The sequence below is a fragment of the Acinetobacter sp. YH01008 genome (assembly GCF_013420435.1).
Classification (GTDB): Bacteria; Pseudomonadota; Gammaproteobacteria; order Pseudomonadales; family Moraxellaceae; genus Acinetobacter; species Acinetobacter pseudolwoffii.
Genome location: NZ_VOYD01000001.1, coordinates 190386 through 209700, shown reverse-complemented (window position 1 = coordinate 209700; position 19315 = coordinate 190386). Strand labels below are relative to the sequence as shown.

Genomic DNA, 19315 nt, shown 5'->3' with positions numbered 1-19315 from the left:
GTATTTTTTATTTTGACCATCTTATGAATTTAACTGAATGGATTATTTCCGTCATGGAACAACTGGGCTACTGGGGTATTGCCCTGCTCATGTTTCTGGATAATGTCTTCCCACCCATCCCTTCCGAAATCATTATGCCTTCTGCGGGCTATTCGGCCTCTCAGGGTGAGTTAATACTGGTCGGGGTGATCATGGCCGGTTGCATTGGCTCATTACTAGCAGCAGCCTTGCTGTACTGGGTGGGTTATAAATTCAATCACGATTCCATTTTCAAGTTTGTCGACCGTTATGGCAAATATCTGTTTATCAAATCCAATGATGTGAAAAAATCACTGAGCTGGTTTGAACATTATGGACATCGGATTGTGTTTTTTGGCCGTATGGTTCCTGCCGTCCGCTCCTTGATCAGCATTCCTGCCGGCATGAGCCGTATGCCCTTCTGGAAATTCATGTTCTATAGCACACTCGGAACCATCATCTGGACCACATTTCTGGCCTGTGTCGGATTTTACTTTGGTGAAAACCAAGAGTTGATGCAGCAAATTTTCAGTAAAGTCAGTTATGTGATTATTGCGATTGTTATAGTCATTATTGCCTGGGTTATCTACCGTAGACAGCAGCGTAAAAATCGTCCATCCTGAATAGACCTCAGCATGAAGGAGGCTAAAACGATGTCGCACTATCTTAAATATTTTGCTACCGTTTATCTTAGCTTGGTTCTATTCGTGGGCGTACTCATTTATGTATTCAATCTGGGCGCGATTCTCCTGATCCCGGCCCTAATCGCGTCAGCCTTTCTCAGTGCCCGATACTTTGTGAAGAGAGAACAACATTTACCCAGCAAGGAAGAGAAAAGCAAACTGGTATGGGGTTCTACCATCATTGCGATTACATTTGGGTTTATTTTTATATTTGTTGTGATCTGGATGCATCCACAGACTGAAGCCATCTTCAACAACATGGCTTATACCGGAAGGGGCCCGAATTCATTTCTGATGGCTGCTGTGATTGCGGTGCATGGTTTGATCTTTCATATTGCCTATAATAGCTATGCCCGCTACAGTCTGAGCAAACGGGTCGGTATTGAAAGAAAGTAAAATCCCTTCGATGCTTTGATAAAAGTCCAAAGCTAAAAAAAGCACCGTGCGGTGCTTTTTTTATGAATTATTCTGGAGTGTGATACATCAGATACAATTCATTTAAGTTGTCTGGAATTTCTTCTGCAAGTTCGTCCATTAACTGGCCATTGCGACGGAAAGTTTCCATTTGCGGATCTTCATCATCAATGCCGCTGAAGACCATGATTGGCAGAGTTAAATCTACCAGTTGCTCTTCAAATTCTTCAGTAAACCAAGCTTCTTCGTTCAGGAACATGGCATCGACAAAGCCCACACTCCAGTCACCCAAGCTTGATTCGGTGTCTGCTTCTTCAATTTCAAATGGGAATGTAATCCCTTCTTCATTGGCTAAGCTTTGACGGATAGACTCTAACCATGCTTGTACCTGAGTGATGATTTCTGCAGGCACTTTCTTTTGATTGCTATCAAAAAGCTCGTTTAACCATTTGTCGAATTTTGGGCCTACTGCAATAGCACATAAGAAACCATGGGTTGCTGCGAAATCTAGACCATGTTCATTTTGGTCACCATCTAGATATTCACTCAACAGGTCTAAATCTAAAGCACTCATCTAACATCCAAACTTAGAAAACCGAAAGGTTTAGCATAGCATTTATTCAGGCCATGCTAAATCCGAATTCGTTAATCTTCGTCATCAAAATCGTCATCATCGTCGAAGTCATAGTCAAAATCTTTGAGTTCGCGTTCCAAGCGACGTTGTGAAAGTAAATCATCAATCAGACGACGTTTTTCCAACGACTCTTTAGCGCTCAGCTTGCTGGAAGCTTCATCGAAATTAACATCATCCTCACCGAAGCTATCATCTAGTTCAAAATCTGTAGAAGACACTAAAACTTCCTCATAGTGAAAAATGTAAATGGTTTTAGCGCTATTTATCTTGCCTAAAACCACAAGTCAAGTTTTATTTAAATTTTCGTATTTTAAAGTTGTAAATAGGGCTTTTTTTTAAGGACATTGTGTGACATGATATAATCCACCCTGCGTCCTTATGTTTTTTGACTACACATTTTTTGGTCAAATACACAGATGCCGGGGCTGGACTTGAAAATAACAAATTCATCCCCATCTTAAATTACTGAATTTCATTTTAAATATTTTATCAGACAGCTTGAATGCTGAATACTCTGATGAAATACGTAGGCTATTCACTAAATTTAATGAGCTTAAATCGTGCATAAGTTGTACGGTTTTTCCTGTCACAGATTCAACGAAGAGTAAGCAAAAGATGAGCGATATGACTTCCCCTACTTCACAAGTAGCGGCTCTGATTAGCCGAGGCAAAGAACAAGGTTACTTAACCTTCGCTGAGGTTAACGATCATCTGCCGGACTCCATCACAGAAAGCGAGCAGATTGAAGATATCATTCAGATGCTGAATGACGTGGGTATTCCTGTACATGATCGCGCGCCTGAATCTGATGATACGATGTTCGAAGATACTACAGAAGCTGCCGATGAAGTTGCAGAAGAAGAAGCTGCAGCCGTACTGGCCTCTGTAGAAAATGAGCCAGGTCGTACAACTGACCCTGTGCGTATGTATATGCGTGAAATGGGTACCGTTGAGCTTTTAACCCGTGAAGGCGAAATTAGCATTGCAAAGCGCATCGAAGAAGGTATTCGTGATGTTTTGCACTCGATTGCTTACTGGCCCAATGCGGTAGAAGTTGTACTCCAAGAATATAAAGATTATGAAGCGGGCGAACGCCGTCTTGCTGACCTGTTATCGGGTTATTTAGATCCTGAATCAGACGAAGAAATTCCTGAAGTACTCGAAGAAGAAGTCGAGATCGCTGAAGACAAGACTGACTCGAAAAAATCGACCAAGGATGTAAAACTGGATGATGATGAAGAGGAAGAAGCTGAAACTGAAGATGATTCAGAAGCTGATTCTGGTCCAGATCCTGAAATTGCCAAAGCGCGCTTCACTGAACTTGAAAATGCATGGTTGAATACCAAAACAGCCATCGAAAAACATGGTCGTGACAGCGAAGAATCTGAAGCTGCGCTGGAAGCACTGGCGACCGTATTCATGATGTTCAAATTCACGCCGCGTCTATTCGATATCATTTCAGAAATGATTCGTGGTACGCATGACCAGATCCGTGGTGCAGAACGTGAAGTGATGCGTTATGCCGTGCGCCGTGGTCGTATGGATCGTACCCAGTTCCGTACTTCTTTCCCGGGACAGGAATCGAATCCAGCCTGGTTAGATGAACAGATCGCGAAAACACCTGCAGACCAGAAAGCCTATCTGGAAAAAGTACGTCCAGATGTATTGGCCTTCCAGCAAAAGATTGCCGATATTGAAAAAGAATTGGGTCTTGATGTTAAAGGCATTAAAGACATTGCCAAACGCATGGCCGTTGGTGAAGCTAAGGCACGTCGCGCCAAGAAAGAAATGGTCGAAGCCAACTTGCGTCTGGTGATTTCAATTGCGAAAAAATACACCAACCGTGGCTTGCAGTTCCTGGATCTGATTCAAGAAGGTAACATTGGCTTGATGAAAGCGGTGGACAAGTTTGAATATCGTCGTGGTTATAAATTCTCGACTTATGCAACCTGGTGGATTCGTCAGGCGATCACCCGTTCAATCGCCGATCAGGCACGTACCATTCGTATTCCGGTGCACATGATCGAGACCATCAACAAGATCAATCGTGTATCGCGTCAGCTTCTTCAAGAAATGGGGCGTGAACCGACACCTGAAGAGTTGGGCGAACGTCTGGAAATGGACGAAGTCAAAGTACGTAAAGTGCTAAAAATCGCCAAAGAACCGATTTCGATGGAAACACCGATCGGTGATGATGAAGATTCGCATCTGGGTGACTTCATTGAAGACAGCAACATCACGTCACCAATTGATGCTGCGACTTCAGAAGGCCTGAAAGAAGCGACACGCGAAGTTCTGGAAAACCTGACTGAACGTGAAGCCAAAGTCCTGAAAATGCGTTTTGGTATCGACATGCCGACCGACCACACCTTGGAAGAAGTGGGCAAACAATTTGATGTGACACGTGAACGTATTCGTCAGATTGAAGCGAAAGCACTACGTAAACTTCGCCATCCATCGCGTTCAGAACACTTACGTTCATTCCTTGAGAATGATTAAGATTTGATGCTTATTCTGGAAACTTGAAATTTAATCATCAGTCTCCACTTAAGTAGCCAAGACAGACCCAAACGCCTGCATGATTGCAGGCGTTTCAAATCAGGGGGACTACCATGTTAGACCGCACACCTTCTCGTGACTTACAGGAACACCTCTGGGTGTTCCCGATGGACTATCCCATCAAACTGATTGGCCTTGCTGGCATTGAACTGCGTCAGGCCGTAAATGATATCTTTGTAAAACATTTTCCTGAGTTTGATGGCAGTGAAATGACCATCACACCGTCGCGTACTGGCAAATATCATTCCATTACCGCACAACTGCGCTTTTTGGAACTGGAGCAGGTACATGCAGTATATGCAGATTTGGCCGCCTGTCCGCTGATTAAAACCGCACTGTAATCAAAAATACAAAAGACACGCTTTCGGGCGTGTTTTTTATGCCTGTACAATGACTGAGCTAGCGCTTAAATATTGTAGGTCTCGCCCCTATTTCATGCCGAAATCATTATAATTATGATCAGTTTTTTATAATTACCAAGGACACTTCCTGTGACTGATGTGCTGCAAAAGCCCGAGCTGATCATTCGTCAATATCACGACCTCACACCTTATGAAGATCGTTTTCTGGAAATGAAAACTTTTACGGAAAACCGTGATGAACATAGCCCGGATCAGCTGTGGATTCTGCAACATCAGGATGTATTGACTCAAGGTCAGGCCGGTAAGCCAGAACATATTCTGATACCGAGCAATATCCCGGTAATTCAAACCGATCGTGGTGGTCAAGTGACCTGGCACGGCCCGGGCCAGCTGGTGGCTTACTTCATGTTTGACCTGAATCGCCTGGGCTGGAATGTGCGTACACTGGTGTCCTATGCTGAAAACCTGATGATCGATCTGCTGAAAAAATACGGCATCGATGCTTATGCCAAACCCGATGCACCGGGGGTCTATGTGGCTGAACGAAAAATTGGTTCACTGGGTTTTAAAATTCGTAAAGGCCGTAGCTATCATGGTCTTTCCTTAAATCTGGATTGTGACCTGAGCGGATTTAATACCATCAACCCTTGTGGTTATGCGGGACTGGAAATGGTTCGCATGAGCGACCTACTGGAACAACCGCCACAATTCAACCAGTTATGTCGTGAAATTATTGAAACTTTGCGCCACAGCGGTTACTTTAATCAAGTCACTGTCGAGCAAAGATAAAGCCTTTGCATTTCACCCCCAAATAAATTAGAGTATTTACTCTAAACCAATAATATTGAGATAGGGATCATCACGTGATTGCAACTAAATCCGTAAAACCCGCTTTGCAGCTTGCCTATGTCAAACTCATGATGGATGTGATTGGCCGCGGTCTGGTCATGGCAAGCCAGGTGGATGAAGAAATCAAACAGGAAGTTGCCCAATTTCCAGTCCATTTCACTCTTTCCATGAAAGTCTTTCCGCATGGCCCAGCCTTTGTGGCGCGGGTCACTGAGGACAAGCAATTGGAACTGGTGAAAAATCTGGAAAAAGCACCTGATCTGACTATTACCTTTAAACATCTGCACCATGCTTTTTTAGTTTTTTCCTTTCAGGAAAGCACCTCTCAAGCCTTTGCCAATGACCGCATGATTGCCGATGGCGATATTTCCAATGCCATTCGTCTGGTGCGTTGTCTAAATAAAATGGAAGCACTGATTTTGCCTAAACTGGTGGCGCAACTGGCTGTCAAAGAATATCCAAGCAATCTCAGCCTCAAAGAAAAACTAAGCGAAGCGAGCAGTATTTATCTAAAAATCGCTCAATCTTATTTAAAACGGAGTGTATAACATGGCTAAACCTTATTATGAATTTTTCTGTCCGGTTAAAGTCATTGCCGGACATGCCGCGTTAGAACATATTCCGTTTGAACTTGCGACCTTAGGCGCAAAACGTCCGCTGATCATTACCGACAAAGGTGTACGCGCCAATAATCTGCTGGCACCGATTGAAGCGGCATTTGAAATGGCAGATGCTGCAATTGTAGCCATTTTTGATGACGTCCCCCCCGACTCTAGCTTGGGTACAGTACGTAGTGCGGCAAAACTGTATCGTGAAAATCACTGTGATGCGATCATTGCTGTAGGCGGTGGTTCAGTCATTGATACGTCCAAGGCCACCAATATTCTGGTGTCTGAAGGGGGTGATGACTTGCTTAAATATTCTGGTGCCCACAACCTGCCTAAGCCACTGAAACCATTTTTTGTGATTCCAACAACTTCGGGGACAGGCTCAGAAGTCACCATGGTGGCCGTCGTCTCAGATACCGAGAAGAACGTTAAAATGCCTTTCGCATCGTATTATTTGATGCCGCATGCTGCGATTTTAGATCCGCGCATGACCCAGACTTTGCCGCCGCATTTAACCGCCATGACCGCAATGGATGCACTGACCCATGCGGTCGAAGCTTATACTTGCATGGCAGCCAATCCAATCTCAGATGCTTATGCCACCGCAGCAGTCAAGAAGATCAGTAGCCATCTATTCAATGTGCTGGATAATCCCAATGATGCGCAAGGCCGTCTGGAACTGGCTCAAGCATCGACCATGGCCGGTATTGCATTTTCTAACTCGATGGTCGGGATTGTGCATTCACTCGGTCATTCACTGGGTGCAGTGGTGCACTTGCCGCATGGTTTATGTATGAACCTGTTCCTGCCGTATGTGCTGGAATACAACAAAGAGGTCAATGGTGACAAGATTGCTGATCTGTTGCTACCTTTGGCAGGTGCCGATATTTATGCGCAAACACCAGCACATTTACGCGCAGACAAAACCATTGCCACTATTCTGACCATGCGAGATCGGATTTATAGTCTGACCAAACTGCCACGTACATTACGTGAAACCGGCAAGATTTCTGAAGCGCAGCTGGATGAAGTGGCAGAGAAAGCCCTGAACGATGGTTCCATCATTTATAACCCGAAAGAAGCCACCCTGGAAGATTTAAAATCTATCTTAAAAAAGGCTTGGTAATTACTGAAAAATAAGCCAATATAGCGAAAATTAAAGCCTGATGTTTTTTTAGACATCAGGCTTTTATCTTGCATAAAGAAATCATTGCGCTAATTTGAATGGCATACTTTATGCACCTCAAAAGTCAAAAAAATAGCTAGCAAAAGCCCTTCTTTTCAAGTAGATTGGCGGGCTTTTATAGAAAACTGTAGGGGGGATCGTTCGTCTCAAACGATCCTTATAAATATGACTGATCCTTGATCAACGATTAAGAGGATAACGCCGTTGACTAATATCTCTGGGACTCAATCGGCAGCTAAACTGCAAAAAACGCTGGGACTCTGGCACATCATTATTATTGGTTTGGCTTATATTCAACCCATGACCTTGTTTGATACATTCGGTCTGGTATCTGAAGAAAGTAACTTCCACGTTCCCACCTCTTACATTTTTGCGCTGATTGCAATTTTGTTAACCTCTTTGAGCTATGGTCATATGATTCGTCGCTACCCTTCTTCGGGTTCGGCCTATACCTATGCGCAAAAATCCATTCACCCGAATGTGGGTTTCATGGTGGGGTGGTCATCTTGGCTCGATTATTTATTGTCGCCAATGGTCAACATCATTCTTGCCGTCATTTACCTAGAAGCCCTGTTCCCTGATATCAATCATTGGGTTTGGGTCGTGGTATTGACTGCATTCATGACTGGCATCAATTTACGTGGTGCGCGCTTTGTAGCGAACTTCAACAGTATGATCGTGTTCGTGCAGTTGATTGTCATTGCCGTATTTACCTGGATGGTCTACAGCAAGTTACAGGCTGGCTTTAATGCGGATGGTCCAATCACAGCTGAGCAACGCTATCAGCTCTGGAGTCTGGAACCGTTCTGGAATGAATTAACGTCAGTAGGCGCCCTGATTACTGGTGCGACTTTACTGTGCTTCTCTTTCACTGGTTTTGACTCTTTAAGCTCGCTGGCTGAAGAAACCAAAGATACTGAAAAAACTTTGCCTAAAGCGATTTTCTTGACCGCTTTAATTGCCGGTATTATTTTCATTATCAGCACTTACTTCATGCAGATTTACTTCCCGAACAATCCAGGTTCATATTTCCAGAATATTGCTGAAACTCAGCCGGAAATTTTGATGCTGGTGGGTGGGTCCTTGTTCCAGGCTTATGTACTTGGTTTTGCAATCATTACCGTCATGGCATCAGGGATTTCTGCACATGCAGGTGTATCTCGCTTAATGTACGTCATGGGCCGTGATGGCGTGATCAACAAGAAAATCTTTGGTCATATCAGTCCGAAAAACTACACACCGTCATACAACATTATGATTGTCGGTGCTGTAGCCTTAACAGCTGGCTTCATGGATCTTGATTTTGTGATTTCACTGATCAGTTTCGGTGCATTGACGGCGTTCAGTTTCGTAAACTTGTCTGTCATTTCACGCTATGCTTTACGTGATGGTCGTACCAAAACTGCGAAAGAAATTCTGAACTTTGTGGTGGTACCACTTGCAGGTTTCATTGCAGTATTTGCCTTATGGCTCGAAGTTGATCAAACCTCATTGAAATATGGTCTGATTTGGGCATTTGGCGGTATCTTGTACCTGGGTTATAAAACCAAAGGTTTCAAGCATCCTGCACCTCAGCACAACGAATTTGACGATAAATAATATCGTTCCGGTTCAAATAAAAAAGGCGCTTTAAGCGCCTTTTTTATGTTTTGATTTTACTTAGGATAAACGACAATCAAAACCCATTTGGGTATTGACCCGATTATTTTCATAGCCCAGTTTTTCAATGAACAGACTTCTATTCGACAATAATTTTTGCTCTTCCGGATTTAGTCTGGCTTTATTCTTGACCGCCAGCTGATACATTTCATTGACCACATCCTGAAAAATATCACAAACTTCCTGACGTTTGGTCTGCTTCAATTTACGTCCACGCCAAGTCCATTCAAAATCATCGGAATTCAGACTCTGTCCCCAGTTATCGATCCGCGCATCCAAGCGTTTTTGCATGTCAGCCAATCCTTGCTGTATTTCCGCTTGCGTAATTGGCTGAACTTGTTGCGTTTCCCCCATTACATCACTTGCTTCTTGCGCACCGAGGTGTAAAGCAGTCATTCCAATACAACAGGCCAAGGCAAATTTTAATATCGGCTTCACGCGTATATCCTTCTTATTCCAATCAGTTGTCTCTCTCTATCCTAGCAAATAAAAAAGCCACCCAAAGGCAGCTTTTCAAATTATTGTAAATTTAAGCTTAGAGCGCTTTAAAACTTTGCTGACGCCAGGCTTCATATACAATCACTGCCGTGGCATTCGAAAGGTTTAAACTACGAGAGTTCTCTGCCATCGGTAAACGAATCCAGTGCTGCTGCGGGAACATCATCCGAACATGTTCAGGCAGACCACGCGTTTCCGGCCCCATCAACAATGCCACAGGACGGTTCAAGTCCGAGGTATGTGGCATTTCAGTCCCTTTGGTGGTCAGCGGATAGACCGCATCCAGAGCAATGCCTTTGCTTGCCAGATCGGCCAGACAATCTTCGATAGTGTCCCAAATCTGCATACGTGCATATTCGTGATAATCCAGACCGGCACGTCTCAGTTTTTTATCATCCAGTTCAAAACCCAGTGGCTTGACCAGATGCAACTGTGCTCCCGTATTGGCACACAGACGAATAATATTGCCTGTATTTGCAGGAATTTCGGGCTCATATAAAACAACGTGGATCACTTATTTCTCACTTTATACATTTCATTCAGATATAGCTTTCAACTTATAGATCAAACAGCAACATCAGTGCTATCTTTTTCAGATACAAATTTTTGCCTGTATTCGGACCATGAGATTAATCGTCATATCCTTTTATTCAGGTGTAATTTTCGTCTTGCAGTCAAACCAAGAGACAACTTTTGCTTATCCTCTTACTCAGGCATGGCCTTCGTCTTGCGCTCGGGCAAAAAGTATCAACTATTGCTATCCTCTTACTCAGGCATGGCCTTCGTCTTGCAGTCAAACCAAGAGACAACTTTTGCTGATCCTCTTACTCAGGCATAGCCTTCGTCTTACGGTCAAACCAAGAGACAACTTTTGCTGATCCTCTTACTCAGGCATAGCCTTCGTCTTGCGCTCGGGCAAAGCAGTGATTTGCTTATCCTCTTACTCAGGCATAGCCTTCGTCTTGCGCTCGGGCAAAGCAGTGATTTGCTTATCCTCGCTCATGCCATTGCAGTTGTTCACGCAAGCGAACCACTTCACCAATAATGGTTAAAGTCGGTGCCTGAATTTGATGCTCAGACACTTTAGAGGCGATGTCAGCAAGGGTTCCCACCACAACTTTTTGCTCAGGAGTCGTGCCTTTAGAGACCAGTGCCACCGGCATATCTGCGCGTTGACCATGAGCGATTAACTGCGCACAGATTCTTTCCAATCCCACCAGTCCCATATACAGCACCAAGGTCTGGTTTTCATAGACCAGCTCACGCCAAGGCAATTCAGGCGAACCTTCTTTTAAATGACCTGTCAGGAAACGCACACTTTGTGCATAATCCCGATGCGTTAATGGAATACCGGCGTAGGCGGAACAACCTGAAGCTGCGGTAATACCCGGCACCACCTGAAAAGTAATACCTGCCGCAAACAGTTCTTCAATTTCTTCGCCGCCACGCCCAAAGATGAAAGGATCACCGCCTTTCAGACGACAAACCCGCTTGCCTTCACTGGCATATTTGACCAATAAAGCATTAATCCCATCTTGTGGAACTGCATGATTGGAACGCGCCTTACCAACATAGATTTTTTCCGCATCACGGCGACACAGATCCATAATCGGTTCAGACACCAGGCGATCATAAATCACCACATCGGCTTGCTGCATCAAACGTAAAGCTTTCAGGGTCAACAGTTCTGGATCACCTGGACCTGCACCCACCAGATAGACTTCACCTTTCGGCTGTTGCCACTCTTGTAATGCTTGCTCGATCAGACGATCTGCTTCAGCCATATTGTCATTAAACACCTGCTCTTTCAGCGGACTGGCGTACAGATCTTCCCAGAAAATACGGCGCTGATCCGGATTGACAATTTTTGCTTTAACGCGACTGCGCCATTTGCCTGAGAACTCAGCCAGCTTGCCCATGCCATGTGGAATCGTCGCTTCCAGTTGAGTCCGAATCTGGCGTGACAACACCGGCGACGTGCCATTCGATGCCACCGAAATCACCAGCGGCGAACGGTCAATAATCGCAGGTACCATAAAACGGCAATGTGGTGGATCATCGACACTGTTGACCAGTACATTTTCAGCTTCGCACAGCTCGAAAACCTGACGATTCACATCAGCATCATCTGTTGCTGCAATCACTAAACGATAATGGCGTAAAGGAATCTGTGTACTGAATGGTGCCTGCTCATATTGCCCTTGAGACTGCTGAACAATCCCAAGTAAATTGGCATCAATTTCAGGGGCAATGACATGAATCACTGCTCCGGCTTTTGCTAATAATACCGCTTTACGGTAGGCAATATGTCCACCACCGACAATCAGACAAGGTTGCTGTTGCAACTTTAACGAGATTGGAAAGATATCCACGAACTACCTCAAAATTTTAAATCTGACTGTCTATGCAATTTTCATGCACATTTAGGGATGCTGATATCAAGCATTAGTCGATATAAGTCGCACCACCCATATATGGACGTAATACTTCAGGAATTTCAATCGAGCCATCGGCGCGTTGATAGTTTTCCATCACAGCAAGTAAAGTACGACCAACCGCCAGACCCGAACCATTCAAGGTATGTACAAATTCAGTTTTTTTCTGGTCGGCACGGTAACGCGCTTTCATACGACGCGCCTGGAAGTCACCCATGTTTGAACATGAAGATATTTCACGATAAGTATTCTGGCTTGGCACCCAAACTTCAAGATCATAAGTCTTGGTCGCGCCAAAGCCCATATCACCGCCACAAAGGATGATCTTACGGTATGGCAGACCTAATGCTTGCAAGATACCTTCAGCATGGCCGGTTAAATCTTCCAGTGCCTGCATAGACGTTTCAGGTTTAACAATCTGAACCATTTCCACTTTGTCGAACTGGTGCTGACGAATCAGGCCACGGGTATCACGGCCATAAGACCCTGCTTCACTACGGAAACATGGGGTATGTGCTGCATATTTTAATGGCAGACGATCTGCATCAATGATTTCATCACGCACGAAGTTAGTCACTGGCACTTCAGCAGTTGGAATTAAATAGAATTCTTTTTCGCCTTGAAGTTTAAACAGATCTTCTTCAAATTTAGGCAACTGACCTGTGCCACGTAATGAATCCGCATTCACCAAATACGGTACATAAGCTTCAGTATAACCATTCTGGTCTGTATGCGTATTCAGCATGAACTGTGTCAATGCACGTTGTAAACGCGCCAATGGGCCTTTCAAAACACTGAAACGAGAACCGGTTAATTTGGTTGCGGTTTCAAATTCCAAACCGCCCATCATTTCACCGAGGTCAGTATGGTCTTTGATCTCAAAATCGAATTCACGTGGTGTACCCCATTTCAGGATTTCCACGTTATCGCTTTCGTCTTTGCCTTCAGGCACAGCTTCATCTGGCAAGTTTGGAATAGACAGTAATTTTTCTTCAAGCTCCGCTTGCAGTTCAGCCAATGCTGCTTCAGCCGCTTTGATTTCATCACCAATCGCAGACATGCGTGTCATGATTTCAGAAGCATCACCGCCTGCCTTTTTAATTTGACCGACTTGTTTTGCACCGGCATTACGTTCAGCTTGCAGTGTTTCTGTCTTGGACTGAATTTCTTTACGGCGCGCTTCTAGGGAGGCCCACTCTTCAACATTGAGTTGAACACCACGTTTTGCCAAGGCCAAATTTACAGCCTCAATATTGTTTCTGAGTAATTTCGGGTCGATCATAATCAATCTTTGCAGAAGAAAAAAACTGGCTATAGTGTAAGCTCTTAACGTCAAAAAATACAGTGACTACGACCCCAGCTGTGCCTTATTAGCACAATATTTAGGAAGTCTTGGGCTGTAAAATGGCTAAATATTCAGGCCAAATCACTTCACCCAAATCTGCATAGGACACTTTTAATTCAGGCGTTCCTGCTGCTTTAGACGTTAATTCACCTGCCGGGTACACCAACACCAGACCCGACCTGTCAAAATAATAGTTATCACTCAGTTTTAACTGCTGTGCTTGTATCCCCTGTGTGCGTAGCCATCGAGTATTGGTTCGATATATCACATTGAGTAGTTTCTGCTCACCGCCCTTTAACATCAATTGATGCAAAGCCAGACGCTTTTTCTGTTTCATATCAAAATTGATATATTCCACATGTTCACTTGATGCAGTGTGATTCTTCACCAGATTGGAACTTATTAAGGCAAAAGTCGCCAGATGATCACGCTGAGCGATAAATAGTACCTTGATAAAACGCTGATCCAGATAATGGGGCTCATCGGCTTTTTTAGGATTTTTCTGAGTCACTTTGGTGAATGCAACCGGCTCGGTATGCTGAATACGTTCTATAAAATATTGATCAATCCAGTCGAGGTTGGTATCCACCGTATGAAGATCAAAGCGTACACAGCCTTCTATTTCACACACCACTTTGGCCACCCCTTTGACGGGAATACTCTTGGCTTCAATCTGCACCCACGGATCTGTTTGGGTAAGCGTTGCAACTGAATTGGATGGCGGCTGACAGCCCAACATATATACAGTGATTAATAAGACAGCATAAAATTCAGCAGTTTTAAACAGATTGATCTTCATCCTGAGCTCCCAAAATTTTGCAATTTCATTGACTCGACTTTTATTTATTTTAAGATGCTCTTGTGTCTAGATATAGCTGAACCTTGTAGCCTGCTCAAAGCAATCCTGATAATCGGCAATAAAAAAGCAACCAGAATCGGTTGCTCTTTGATTTACTTGATACTTCTGATTATTGATCAATAATGTCCGTACCTTTTGGCGGGGTAAAGTTAAAGGTAGAAGCCGGAATACTGCCATTCACTTTCACATTACTAAACTTAATATTTGTAGTTTGGCCAAGTGAATCCTGCAGGATCATCAAGCTCGGTGCTTTATTGGCGCCAAAGCTAATGGTCAGGCTCTCAAAGACACCATCGGTATTTTTAGGATACAGCGTGTAATAGGTTTTCCCCTTATTCGGCTGAGTGACCCGGTAAGACTGCATAATCTGACTGGTATTTCCTGACAGAAGCAAAGCCGGTGTATTGGCAACTTGCTCATCCAGATTTTGACGAACCGCTTGCTGCAAATCCGGATCATAAATCCATACTGTTTTACCAGTCGTTGTAATGGTTTGCTTCGATGGTGCTGTCGTTTCCCAATAGAATTTACCCGGACGCTCGACTTTCATCACCCCTTTAAAGGTTTGATTCATATGTTGTGCGCTCAAGCCTTTTTTCTGGGTTGCTCTCGGATTGGTCACCTTGGTGCTTTGCTCAAAATTTGCCGTCATGCTACGCACATAATTCAGCTGTTTTACCAGACTGGCAGTTGCCTGTTGCTCCGACGCTGCCACAGGTGCAGCAAACACGGTTGTACTCATCACCGGTGCTAAAGTCACTGCACCCAGAGCCATAGCACAGACGGTTTTACGAAGCATATTCATAATTTCACCTTTATATTTTGTGTCATCACAATTTATTTGATGTCTCATCTTAAACGAAAATTAAAAGCTAAAATGATAGAAAATAAGAACTTTTGTATGGTTATTAATTCGAAATCTATTTTTTTGTTCATCATGATGAAGATTTCAGCCGTTTTTTTACATAAGCTGGATCAGGCGTTCATTACAGTCAATTTTCAGGCATAAAAAAGCCCACAGAAACTGTGGGCTTTTTTTCTATCTCAGCGAATTACGCTTCAACAGATACGTAGCGACGACCGAATTGGCCTTTCACTTCGAATTTGATTACGCCGTCAGCAGTCGCAAACAAAGTATGGTCACGGCCCATACCTACGTTTTGACCAGCGTGGAATTCAGTACCACGTTGACGAACGATAATGTTACCAGCAGTCACAGATTGACCGCCGTACATTTTAACACCTAACATTTTAGGATTCGAATCACGACCGTTTTTAGTCGAACCACCGGCTTTTTTAGTTGCCATGTCTATTTACTCCTCGTAATTAGCCTGAAATAGCTGTAATTTTCAACTCAGTGAACCATTGACGGTGACCTTGTTGTTTACGGTAGTGTTTACGACGACGCATTTTGATAATGCGGATTTTGTCGTGACGACCATGGCTAACTACTTCAGCAGTTACAGTAGCGCCAGCAACAACTGGAGCACCGATTTGAATGCTTTCACCGTTTACAAGCATCAATACGTCATCAAACGTAATAGTTGAGCCAGTTTCAGCTTTCAATAATTCTACTTTAAGGGTTTCACCCTCGATTACACGGTGTTGTTTACCACCGCTTTGGATTACTGCGTACATAATGTACTCCAAACAAGCCCGTGTCGTCGTGCCGATAAAGGAAGATATCGATCTTAAGACGTACGCCACTGGGGGATATCTAAGGGCGAGGATTTTAAGGGATATTCAAAAAAACAACAAGCCATTTTACTGAAATAATAATGGCGAGTATGTGCTAATTATTTAACACTTAAATAATTTCTATCAAATCAGACACTCAAGATATATTCAGCAACAAAATAATACAGCAGAAATTCGGCCAGTTTGATTAATATACTCAGCCTGATGAAGAGGGCGACATCGCTGACCTTTCCTGATTTTTTGTAGCGCAGAATATAGATCGAATCTGAATAAGATCTATAAAAAGCTGATTTTTAGTGGAGTTTATGCATTTCTTAGGTTTCACTCATGTTATAAATTGTTAAACTACGACCTGCGATTTACCAGACTAGAGGTTTTCTTTCACATGACCATCGACTTTAAGCAAGACATTCTCGCTCCTGTTGCTAACGACTTTGCTGCGATGGACACATTCATTAATGAAGGAATTACTTCAAAAGTTGCACTGGTGATGGCCGTCAGCAAACATGTGGTCGAAGCGGGTGGCAAACGCATGCGCCCGATTATGTGTCTTCTGGCTGCCAAGGCTTGTGGTGCTGAAGATTTAGAACCGCATCGCAAGCTGGCCGCGATTATTGAAATGCTGCATACGGCGACGCTGGTGCATGATGATGTGGTCGATGAATCTGGCCTGCGTCGTGGCCGTCCGACTGCCAATGCGACATGGAATAACCAGACTGCTGTTCTGGTCGGTGACTTCCTGATTTCACGTGCATTTGATCTGCTGGTCGATTTAAACAATATGGTCTTGCTGAAAGATTTCTCGACCGGCACCTGTGAAATTGCTGAAGGTGAAGTGCTGCAATTGCAATCCCAGCACCAGCCAGAAACCAGTGAAGCGACTTATTTAAATATTATTCATGGTAAAACGTCGCGCCTGTTTGAACTGGCGACAGAAGGCGCAGCGATTCTGTCGGGTAAAGATGAATTCCGTGAGCCTTTAAAAACTTTCGCCGGTCATTTCGGCAATGCCTTCCAGATTATTGATGACATTCTAGATTACACCTCCGATGCAGAAACCCTCGGCAAAAATATCGGTGATGACCTGATGGAAGGCAAACCTACCCTGCCATTGATTGCTGCGCTAAAAAATACCTCCGGTGAGCAGCATGAAATTATCCGTCGCAGTATTGCCACTGGCGGTACAGAACATCTCGATCAAGTCATTCAAATTGTCAATGCGTCCGGGGCACTGGACTATTGCCGTCAACGTGCGACTGAAGAAACGGAAACCGCCATTCATGCCTTGCAGGCATTACCTGACTCTGAGTATCGTCAAGCTCTGATTAATCTGGCCAAACTGGCCCTACACCGAATTCAGTAATCTTTAAACTCGCCTATGCATATTAATTTTCTTGATCTTTTCCAAAACATGCAGCATCAGCTTGAGCAACCTCAGGCGGTGCTGGATGAAAATCTTCTCATTGAACTGATTGAAAGAATCAGACCGGAAGACAGCAGAAATACCGAAGAAATCGAAGCAAAGTTCAATGCATTTATCCAAGCTTTATTATTGACGCCGAATGCAGTTTCAGCATTACAGACATTTACCCTGCGGATCATTAACCGTTATAAACAGACCAGTCTGTTTTCCGATACCGGTATTTTGTCTCTGGATGGTTTCTGGAATCAGCTCAATCAGCGTATTGGCGCGCATATCCTGCCAGTTATTCCGGATCATCAGCAATTACAAGAATTATTTCGCAAGGTTTTTTATCAGCCGACCGATAAATACTGGCTCGACTATTTTGATGAAGATGACTGGCAACGCTTATTTTCAGTTCTCAATCAGGGTCACTCCAATCAGCCTGAAAAGACCCGCATTAAAGATCAACTGATCAAGGCACTGACCATTTTGTCGTATCGGATCAGTGGTATTGGTCTGCATCCTGAATTTATTAATGCACAGCCGGAACTGATGGAATATGAATCTCCTTTTCTGGTGCAGAACCGTGAGATTAACGAATTTATTCAGGAATACAAAAAACGCTATAACACGGTCACGCTGGTCGATTCGATCACCCCGCCAGATGCTTCGCAAGCGCTGGTCATGCTGGAACAGTGCCATGATGTCGTGGCAAAAATTCGCCGCTCTACCAAACGGATTGGGGTCAGTGTGAGTCTGACCTATATGCTGGCACTGCTAGAGCAGTGTCTGGAGCGGGTTGAAATCCTGCTCAACATGGTCATGGACGAGGATGACCTACGCTACCAGTCCATCGGCCTGTTTATTGCAGATATCACTGAAGCGATTTATAGCGAACGCAGTGTACGTGCCCTGCTGGCGACTAACAGTGAACTCCTGGCCTTGCAGGTGACTGAGAATGCCAGTAAAACTGGCGAACACTATGTCAGTACTGACAAAAAAGGCTTTCTGGCCATGTACAAATCGGCCGCCGGTGCAGGTGCAATCATCGCGACGATGGCCACCCTGAAAATCCTGATGACACGCCTGAGCATGGCGCCTCTCATGCAGGCCTTTAGCTATAGCATGAATTATTCGCTGGGTTTTATGCTGATTCATGTGCTGCATTTTACCGTGGCGACCAAACAGCCAGCGATGACAGCCGCTGCACTGGCGGCCACAGTCCAGCAACGCAAAGGCTCAAAAATGGCGCAAATTGCCGAGCTGGCTGCGCTGATTGTGAATATTATCCGTACCCAGTTTGTGGCAATTCTGGGCAATATTTCGATTGCTATTCCGGTGGCGGCATTGATTACCTTAATGTGGGACGTTGCTCTGCATGAACCCTTAATGAATCATGCCAAGGCAACCAAAACCTTACATGACCTGAATCCCTTTACCTCTTTGGCAATTCCGCATGCTGCAATTGCCGGGGTATGTCTGTTCCTGTCCGGGTTATTGGCCGGTTATTTTGACAACATGGCCGTCTACCGCAAAGTAGGCCCCCGCCTGAAAGCCCATATACGTTTATCGCAATTGATGGGACAGGAACGGCTGTACCGGTTTGCAGATTATATTGAACGTAATCTGGGAGCGCTGGCAGGTAATTTCATGTTTGGCATCATGCTCGGCAGTATGGGCACCATTGGTTTTATTCTGGGGTTGCCGCTCGATATCCGTCATATTGCCTTTGCCTCGGCCAACTTTATTCAGGGCCTGATCAATATTAATGGCCCGGATATTGGCTTGATTGTGGTGTCTTTCCTCGGTGTGTTGTTGATTGGCCTGACCAACTTATTTGTCAGTTTCAGTTTGACCATTATTGTGGCCTTACGTGCACGACGGGTACGTTTTGAACAGTGGAAACCGTTGGCAAAACTGGTCATGACTCACTTCCTGACCCGGCCAAGTGATTTCTTCTGGCCACCCAAGCAAAGCATTGAAATTGACGAAAATCATACATCGACAAAATCTTAAAACTGCGACAATTACAGTATATTTAGCAACAAATTCCTTACTAAAAAAATGGAATTCGCATAAAATACGCACACTTGAAAAAAAGTG

Annotated in this window: 20 protein-coding genes; 10 read left to right on the top strand and 10 right to left on the bottom strand. The window is 44.2% G+C overall.

Features of this window, described 5'->3' with window-relative positions; all coding sequences use genetic code 11:
* The first annotated feature begins 23 nt into the window (after nt 1-23).
* On the top strand, nt 24-641 hold the full coding sequence (locus FTT75_RS01025) for a DedA family protein (protein ID WP_074383408.1): 618 nt from the start codon (nt 24-26) through the stop codon (nt 639-641).
* A 30-nt stretch (nt 642-671) separates the two neighbouring features.
* Entirely contained in the window at nt 672-1097 is a 426-nt protein-coding gene (locus FTT75_RS01020; protein ID WP_100329106.1) for an ABZJ_00895 family protein, read from the top strand.
* Nucleotides 1098-1164: 67 nt separating this feature from the next.
* On the opposite strand, the gene FTT75_RS01015 is transcribed toward FTT75_RS01020, so the two are convergent.
* Nucleotides 1165-1689, bottom strand: a complete 525-nt coding sequence (locus FTT75_RS01015) for a YecA family protein (protein ID WP_180185801.1) — start codon at nt 1687-1689, stop codon at nt 1165-1167.
* Between the two features lie 71 nt (nt 1690-1760).
* Nucleotides 1761-1967, bottom strand: coding sequence for a PA3496 family putative envelope integrity protein (locus tag FTT75_RS01010; protein WP_005169810.1), 207 nt, complete (start codon nt 1965-1967; stop codon nt 1761-1763).
* A 346-nt stretch (nt 1968-2313) separates the two neighbouring features.
* Between FTT75_RS01010 and rpoD the strand changes: the two genes are divergently transcribed.
* From rpoD to FTT75_RS00980, 6 genes are all read left to right on the top strand, one after another.
* Nucleotides 2314-4248, top strand: coding sequence for an RNA polymerase sigma factor RpoD (rpoD, locus tag FTT75_RS01005; protein WP_225554192.1), 1935 nt, complete (start codon nt 2314-2316; stop codon nt 4246-4248).
* Between the two features lie 113 nt (nt 4249-4361).
* The gene (locus tag FTT75_RS01000) at nt 4362-4649 is read left to right on the top strand and encodes a YbeD family protein (protein ID WP_005097756.1); all 288 of its coding nucleotides are present in this window, start codon (nt 4362-4364) and stop codon (nt 4647-4649) included.
* Between the two features lie 150 nt (nt 4650-4799).
* Entirely contained in the window at nt 4800-5459 is a 660-nt protein-coding gene (gene lipB / locus FTT75_RS00995) for a lipoyl(octanoyl) transferase LipB (RefSeq protein ID WP_100355550.1), read from the top strand.
* Between the two features lie 74 nt (nt 5460-5533).
* Nucleotides 5534-6067 (top strand): hypothetical protein, encoded by a 534-nt coding sequence (locus tag FTT75_RS00990; protein ID WP_005097759.1) that lies wholly within the window; start codon nt 5534-5536, stop codon nt 6065-6067.
* Between the two features lies 1 nt (nt 6068).
* Nucleotides 6069-7253: an iron-containing alcohol dehydrogenase gene (locus FTT75_RS00985; RefSeq protein WP_005097761.1), complete on the top strand. Its 1185-nt coding sequence runs from the start codon at nt 6069-6071 to the stop codon at nt 7251-7253.
* 264 nt (nt 7254-7517) lie between these two features.
* A complete protein-coding gene (locus FTT75_RS00980) occupies nt 7518-8912 on the top strand; it encodes an APC family permease (RefSeq protein ID WP_005097762.1) in 1395 nt (464 codons plus the stop codon).
* A gap of 60 nt (nt 8913-8972) precedes the next feature.
* Here the strand turns inward: FTT75_RS00980 and FTT75_RS00975 are convergent, their stop codons facing one another.
* The 8 genes from FTT75_RS00975 to rplU all read right to left on the bottom strand — a co-directional run bounded on the left by FTT75_RS00975 (nt 8973) and on the right by rplU (nt 15747).
* Nucleotides 8973-9368 carry a hypothetical protein gene (locus tag FTT75_RS00975; RefSeq protein ID WP_218944851.1) on the bottom strand — a complete coding sequence of 132 codons (396 nt, stop codon included), beginning with the start codon at nt 9366-9368 and terminating at the stop codon, nt 8973-8975.
* Between the two features lie 139 nt (nt 9369-9507).
* Entirely contained in the window at nt 9508-9984 is a 477-nt protein-coding gene (locus tag FTT75_RS00970) for a tRNA (cytidine(34)-2'-O)-methyltransferase (protein ID WP_180185800.1), read from the bottom strand.
* Nucleotides 9985-10459: 475 nt separating this feature from the next.
* Nucleotides 10460-11842: a siroheme synthase CysG gene (gene cysG / locus FTT75_RS00965; RefSeq protein ID WP_180185799.1), complete on the bottom strand. Its 1383-nt coding sequence runs from the start codon at nt 11840-11842 to the stop codon at nt 10460-10462.
* A 73-nt stretch (nt 11843-11915) separates the two neighbouring features.
* Nucleotides 11916-13187, bottom strand: a complete 1272-nt coding sequence (gene serS, locus FTT75_RS00960) for a serine--tRNA ligase (RefSeq protein ID WP_005097768.1) — start codon at nt 13185-13187, stop codon at nt 11916-11918.
* A gap of 100 nt (nt 13188-13287) precedes the next feature.
* Nucleotides 13288-14049, bottom strand: a complete 762-nt coding sequence (locus FTT75_RS00955) for a DUF3298 domain-containing protein (RefSeq protein WP_100357873.1) — start codon at nt 14047-14049, stop codon at nt 13288-13290.
* Nucleotides 14050-14218: 169 nt separating this feature from the next.
* Nucleotides 14219-14914, bottom strand: a complete 696-nt coding sequence (gene lolA / locus FTT75_RS00950; RefSeq protein ID WP_180075391.1) for an outer membrane lipoprotein chaperone LolA — start codon at nt 14912-14914, stop codon at nt 14219-14221.
* Nucleotides 14915-15161: 247 nt separating this feature from the next.
* On the bottom strand, nt 15162-15416 hold the full coding sequence (gene rpmA / locus FTT75_RS00945; protein WP_005097774.1) for a 50S ribosomal protein L27: 255 nt from the start codon (nt 15414-15416) through the stop codon (nt 15162-15164).
* Between the two features lie 19 nt (nt 15417-15435).
* Nucleotides 15436-15747: a 50S ribosomal protein L21 gene (gene rplU, locus FTT75_RS00940; protein ID WP_005097776.1), complete on the bottom strand. Its 312-nt coding sequence runs from the start codon at nt 15745-15747 to the stop codon at nt 15436-15438.
* A gap of 445 nt (nt 15748-16192) precedes the next feature.
* Here rplU and sdsA point away from each other — a divergent pair, with 445 nt between their 5' ends.
* Together sdsA and FTT75_RS00930 are read left to right on the top strand one after the other, a co-directional pair.
* A complete protein-coding gene (gene sdsA, locus FTT75_RS00935; RefSeq protein WP_005097778.1) occupies nt 16193-17170 on the top strand; it encodes an All-trans-nonaprenyl-diphosphate synthase in 978 nt (325 codons plus the stop codon).
* A gap of 15 nt (nt 17171-17185) precedes the next feature.
* Nucleotides 17186-19228, top strand: coding sequence for a site-specific recombinase (locus tag FTT75_RS00930; protein ID WP_034608441.1), 2043 nt, complete (start codon nt 17186-17188; stop codon nt 19226-19228).
* Nucleotides 19229-19315: the final 87 nt, after the last annotated feature.